Origin of the sequence: Mesorhizobium sp. M1A.F.Ca.IN.020.06.1.1, assembly GCF_004023265.1 — a bacterium.
Lineage (GTDB): Bacteria > Pseudomonadota > Alphaproteobacteria > Rhizobiales > Rhizobiaceae > Mesorhizobium.
The window spans coordinates 1-3419 of record NZ_RZSR01000669.1; the positions used below are offsets into that span (position 1 = coordinate 1).

Below are 3419 nucleotides of genomic sequence, written 5' to 3' on the forward strand. Positions count from 1 at the left end.
CGCCTCGCGTGCGCCGTCGATGATGCGCACGTCGCTGCGCAGCTTGCGATCGACGAGTTCCTCGGCGCGGTCGATCAGCGAGGCCTGGAAGGGAAGGTGAGATTTCTCCTCGACCCGCATCAGGATGTCCTTGAAGGTCAGTCCGGCATAGGTCTCGGCAAGCTCCTCCGGCGAAATCTCGTATCCGGCCGATGTCAGAAGCTCGGCCTCGACGCGCGCGGCGATGATTTCGGAATCGACGAGCACGCCGTCGCAATCAAAGATGACAAGGTCTGGCTGGGGCATGGCAATCCGAAGCTGGGAGGAAAATGGCCTGACTGGCCCAAGCGGCGCGGCATACACCAATGGGCCGATGTTCGCAAATCAGTGGCGCAGGCTCTCGCCCGACCTTCACCGAATGTTTACGCTGATCGGTAACCATAACGGCCAGTAAATCGTAACGCGTGCTTTGGGTGTTTTGATGTCTGCCGTGCGTCTTCTCGACGAGCTTTCCCACGCTCCCCAGCAGTCCGAATGGCTGGACACGATCCTCAAAGGCGACTGCGTCGCCGCCCTCGACAGGCTGCCCGAAAAGTCGATCGACGTTATCTTCGCCGATCCGCCTTACAACCTGCAACTCGACGGCGACCTGCATCGGCCCGACCAGTCCAAGGTGGACGCCGTCGACGACGACTGGGACCGGTTCGAGAGTTTTGAGGCCTATGACGCCTTCACCCGCGCCTGGCTGCTTGCCGCGCGACGCGTGCTGAAGCCCAATGGCACGATCTGGGTGATTGGCTCTTACCACAACATCTTCCGCGTCGGTGCCAGGATGCAGGATCTCGGCTTCTGGATCCTGAACGACGTCGTCTGGCGCAAGACCAACCCGATGCCGAATTTCCGCGGCCGCCGCTTCCAGAACGCCCATGAGACGATGATCTGGGCCTCGCGCGACCAGAAGTCCAAGGGCTACACCTTCAACTACGAAGCGCTGAAGGCCTCGAATGACGATTTGCAGATGCGCTCGGACTGGCTTTTCCCGATCTGCACCGGCGCCGAGCGCCTGAAAGACGAGAACGGCAACAAGCTGCATCCCACGCAGAAGCCGGAAGCGCTGCTGGCCCGCATCATGATGGCCTCGACCAAGCCGGGCGATGTCGTGCTCGATCCCTTCTTCGGCTCGGGCACCACGGGTGCGGTCGCCAAGCGCCTCGGCCGTCACTTCGTCGGCATCGAGCGCGAGCAATCCTACATCGATGCCGCCAATGAGCGCATCGCCGCCGTGCGCCCGCTGGATGAGGCCGACCTCACCGTGCTGTCCGGCAAGCGCGCCGAGCCGCGCGTCGCCTTCATAAGCCTGATCGACACCGGCCTGGTGGCGCCGGGCGCCACACTTTACGACGCCAAGAAGCGCTGGGCGGCCAAGGTGCGCGCCGACGGCACGCTGGCCATCGGCGACAGCGCCGGCTCGATCCACAAGATCGGCGCCGAGGTGCAGGGTTTGGACGCCTGCAACGGCTGGACCTTCTGGCACTATGAGCGCAGCGGCGGCCTCACCCCGATCGACGAATTGCGCCGCATCGCCCGCCTCGGAATGGAGCGGGCAGGCGGCTGATCCGCTTGAATCGAAAGCTCAACCGATTGCCGCAAGTGATTCAGTTCAGGCCGCAATCCCGAGCCGTTCAAGATCCGCTTGAAGCGCCTTGGCATCGGTGAACAGCACCGCCTGCCAGCCGGCGGCCTTGGCGCCGTCGACATTCTTCTGGCTGTCGTCGATGAAGAGTGTGGCGGCCGGCTCCAGGTCGAAGGATGCGACGTGACGGTCGTAGATGGCCTGGTCCGGCTTGATCAGGCCGATCTCGCCCGAGACCGTGACGCCGCGCGGCCGATTGAGAAAGTCGAAGCGCCGGCGGGCTTCGGCGAACGTGTCGGCGGCGAAATTGGTCAGCATGGTCACATCGCGGCCCCTGTCGATAAGGCCGACCATGATGGCGACGCTGTCGTCATAGGCATGCGGCACCATCTCGTGCCAGCAGCGGCGGAAGTTGCGGATGTTCTCGGCGTGATCGGGGTGTTCGGAGATCAGCAGCGCCTCGGCGTCTTGCCAGGTGCGGCCGCGATCCTGCTCGATGTTCCAGGCGCTGGTGCAGACATTGTCGAAGAACCATTTCCGCTCCTCGGCATCCGGGATCAGCCGGCTGAACGGAAGGTCCGGATCGTAGTGGATCAGCACCTTGCCGATATCGAACACGATGTGGCGGATGTCAGTCATTGCGGTCCTTTCAACGCGGGCGCAGCGGGGCTTGCTTTTTGGTTGCGCCCGGTATCGCTGCCTCGATTACCTTTTTCATGACGGTGGGCAGCGCTTCCCCGGGAATTTCGTGGGCTAGCGACCAGAAATGCCCGTTGGGCGCATCACCCCTGATGTGGGCATGGAAGACGTCGAGTTCGAGCGCGAAATGGGTGAAGACATGGCCGATCCGCCCGGCGCGCCGCCAGTCGGCCGAAATGGGCGCTGCGTCCGCCGTCGTAGCGCCGTCGGCCCGCGCCGTCCACGCCGTGGTCGGCACCTCGGTCATGCCGCCGAGCAGCCCCTTGTCCGGCCGTTTGCGCAGCAGGATGGCGCCGTCATCGCGTTGAGCGACAAAGGCAGCACCGCGCCTGAGCGGCTTGTCGCCCTTGGGCAGGCGGACTGGAAAGCGCTCCGGATCGCCTGACAGGATCGCGCTGCAATCCTCGCGCAGCGGGCACAGCATGCAGCGCGGCCGCCGCGGCGTGCAGATCGTTGCGCCGAGATCCATCATCGCCTGGGCGAAATCGCCGGGCCTTGCACCTGGCACGAGCTTCTCGACCAGCGCTCGGATTTCCGGCTTGGCCTCGCTGAGCGGCGTCTCCACCGAATAGAGCCGCGAGATGACACGCTCGACATTGCCGTCGACGACGGCGGCAGGCCGGTCGAAGGCGATCGCCGCGATGGCGGCCGCCGTGTAGGCGCCGATGCCCGGCAATTCCTTCAATCCTGCCTCGGTGTCGGGAAAGCGGCCGCCCCGCTGCGCCACGAGATCGGCGCAGGCTTTGAGATTGCGTGCCCTCGAGTAATAGCCGAGCCCGGCCCAGGCCTTCATGACCTCCTCGGCCGGCGCTGCCGCCAGCGCCTCGACGGTCGGCCATTTCTCGACAAACGTCCGGAAATAGGCTTTCACCGCCTCGACCGTGGTCTGCTGCAGCATGACCTCGGAGAGCCAGACGCGATAAGGGTCGGGTTTTGTCCCACGCGAGAACGCACTCGGCGTCACGCGCCAGGGCAGGTTGCGGTGATGCGCGTCGTACCAGGCAAGCAGGCGGACGGCGATGCTGCTATCTCCGGATACGCACTTCTCGGCTGCGGCCTTGCGGGTCTGGTCTTGCGGTGCCATTGATCGGGCGAGTTAGGATCGGAG

Annotated in this window: 4 protein-coding genes; 1 reads left to right on the forward strand and 3 read right to left on the reverse strand. The window is 64.6% G+C overall.

Going from position 1 to position 3419, the window contains the following annotated elements; genetic code table 11:
- A partial coding sequence (locus tag EOA60_RS24700; protein WP_164899510.1) for an HAD family phosphatase occupies positions 1 to 285 on the reverse strand: 285 nt, incomplete at its 3' end.
- 175 nt (positions 286 to 460) lie between these two features.
- Here EOA60_RS24700 and EOA60_RS24705 point away from each other — a divergent pair.
- Positions 461 to 1594: a site-specific DNA-methyltransferase gene (locus EOA60_RS24705; RefSeq protein ID WP_095800288.1), complete on the forward strand. Its 1134-nt coding sequence runs from the start codon at positions 461 to 463 to the stop codon at positions 1592 to 1594.
- Positions 1595 to 1639: 45 nt separating this feature from the next.
- Here the strand turns inward: EOA60_RS24705 and EOA60_RS24710 are convergent, their stop codons facing one another.
- Positions 1640 to 2251 (reverse strand): HAD family phosphatase, encoded by a 612-nt coding sequence (locus EOA60_RS24710; protein ID WP_095823793.1) that lies wholly within the window; start codon positions 2249 to 2251, stop codon positions 1640 to 1642.
- A 10-nt stretch (positions 2252 to 2261) separates the two neighbouring features.
- Complete coding sequence (gene mutY / locus EOA60_RS24715; RefSeq protein ID WP_095823792.1) at positions 2262 to 3395, reverse strand: A/G-specific adenine glycosylase; 1134 nt, start codon at positions 3393 to 3395, stop codon at positions 2262 to 2264.
- Positions 3396 to 3419: the final 24 nt, after the last annotated feature.